General features: G+C 75.0%; 3 protein-coding genes. 1 reads left to right on the forward strand and 2 read right to left on the reverse strand.

All coding sequences use genetic code 11. The features are described from left to right. A partial coding sequence (locus SACSA_RS21175) for a helicase-related protein (RefSeq protein WP_269634655.1) occupies window positions 1–1406 on the reverse strand: 1406 nt, incomplete at its 3' end. Between the two features lie 134 nt (window positions 1407–1540). On the opposite strand from SACSA_RS21175, the gene SACSA_RS0102360 reads away from it, so the two are divergent. Further along, the gene (locus tag SACSA_RS0102360) at window positions 1541–1933 is read left to right on the forward strand and encodes a DUF2237 family protein (RefSeq protein WP_019813161.1); all 393 of its coding nucleotides are present in this window, start codon (window positions 1541–1543) and stop codon (window positions 1931–1933) included. A gap of 7 nt (window positions 1934–1940) precedes the next feature. Here SACSA_RS0102360 and SACSA_RS0102365 read toward each other — a convergent pair. Continuing rightward, window positions 1941–2120: DoxX family protein (locus SACSA_RS0102365; RefSeq protein WP_019813163.1), on the reverse strand; the 180-nt coding region annotated here is incomplete at its 5' end.

The raw sequence follows: 2120 nt of genomic DNA on the forward strand, positions 1-2120 counted from the left end.
TGCCCCAGCGAGCCGGTGGCCACGTCGACCCACGGCAGTTGCGGTGTCGGGTGGCCTTCGAGCCTGCTGCCGGACGTGCGGTACCAGCGCAGCTCGTCCTCCGAGATCGCCCCGGCCGCGACGTACATCGCGTAGAGCAGCACCGAGGTGGCCGCGCTGGTGGAGATCAGGTAGCCGGAGCCGTAGGGGCCGCTCACGCGCTCGCCGACCTGGCCGAGCAGCTCCCGCACACGCTCCGGGCCCGGGGTCTCCGGCGGGGCGTCCCACCAGCTCAGCGCCTCTCCATCCGGCGTGCCCCAGCACGCCAGTTCCAGCGCCAGCCTGCTGAGGTCGGCGGTGTGGATCTCCGGCTCGGGATACCGTGCGAGGCCGCCGTGTTCGTGCTGGGGCCAGCACCGGTAGGCGTGGCCCGGTCCTTCGCGCCCGGCGCGCCCGGCGCGCTGCTCCGCGATCGCCAGCGGCGAGCGCACGGTGACCAGGCCGGACAGGCCGCGCCGGTGGTCCATCCGGGACACGCGGGACAGCCCCGAGTCCACGACCGCCCGCACGCCCGGGACGGTGAGGCTGGACTCGGCGACCGCGGTGGCCAGCACGACCCGGCGTCGCGCCCGCGGCCGCAGGGCGGCGTCCTGCTCCCGGGCGGGCAGCCTGCCGTGCAGCGGCAGCACGTCCACGTCGGGCTCGTGCTCCAGCAGCCGTGCGGTCCGCGTGATCTCGGGGGCACCGGGCAGGAACGCGAGCACATCGCCGGGTTGCTCGCCCAGGGCGGTGCGCACCGCGCGTGCCACCGTCGCCTCGGTCGGCTCCTTCCGTTCGGGCGTGATGTGCGTGGTTCGCACGGCATGGGCATGGCCGTCCACGCGCACCACCGGTGCCGGGTGCTGGTCGGCGAGCAGGTTGGCCAGCCGATCGCCGGCCACGGTCGCGGAGGCGGCCAGCACCCGCAGGTCGGGCCGCAGGCCATCGCGCGCGTCGAGCAGCAGCGCCAGCAGCAGGTCCGCGTCCAGGTGCCGCTCGTGGCACTCGTCCAGGATGACGGCGTCCACGCCGGGCAGGTCGGGATCGGACTGGAGCCGACGTACCAGCAGTCCGGAGGTCACCACCTCGACCAGGGTGCGGTCCGACGACTTCCGCTCGCCCCGCACGGCGTAGCCGACCCGCTCGCCCACCCGCTCACCGATCAGCTCGGCCATGCGGCCGGCGGCGGCCCGGCTCGCGAGCCTGCGGGGTTCGGCCACCACCACGCGCAGCCCCCTCGCCGCCAGTGCCAGCGGCACGAGGGTGGTCTTCCCGGTGCCCGGAGGCGCCACGAGCACGCCGGTTCCGCTGCGGTCCAGCGCGTCGCCTATCGTGCCCAGATACGGCCGGACCGGCAGGTCGGGAAGTTCGGGCAGGAGCAGCGTCATACTCGGGACGGTATCGCCGCGGCAGGCGCCGCGGCCTGCCCGCCTTCGCCTGGCGGCGCGGCACCGAGCAGGCGCCAACCAGGCCCCGCGGCTGGCCGGTGCCACGGCAGGCGCCGGAGTGAGACCCTGGGGATATGGCGACGGAACGCAATGTTGTCGGGGGCGCACTGGAACCCTGCGGTACGGAGCCGGTGACCGGTTTCTACCGGGACGGCTGCTGCAACACCGGCCCCGAGGACCTGGGCAACCACACGGTGTGCGCGGTAGCCACCGGCGAGTTCCTCGAACAGCAAGCCGAGGCGGGCAACGAGCTCCGCGTGCCCATCCCGGACTACGGCTTCCCCGGTGTCTCACCCGGTGACCGGTGGTGTGTCTGCGCCGCTCGCTGGCGGGAGGCCTACGAGGCGGGGGTGGCGCCGCCCGTGATGCTGGCCGCGACGCACGAGCGGGCGCTGGAGGTGGTGGAACTGGACTGGCTGCGGGAACACGCGGCGGACGTTCCGGCCGACCCGAGCGGCCTGCTCTGAGGTCACGTCACGCCGCGAGAAGCAGCGAGGCGACCACCGGAGCCGCGTACAGCAGCGGGAAGGGGACGTGGCGGAACCGGCGGGCCCGCACCACGGTGAGCACGGCCCCGGTGTAGTACAGCGTGAGGCCCACCCCGGCCGCCACGCCCACCGGTGGCGCGGCCAGGCCGGCGGCGAGGCCCACCGC

Source organism: Saccharomonospora saliphila YIM 90502, assembly GCF_000383795.1.
In the GTDB taxonomy this organism is placed as follows: domain Bacteria; phylum Actinomycetota; class Actinomycetes; order Mycobacteriales; family Pseudonocardiaceae; genus Saccharomonospora; species Saccharomonospora saliphila.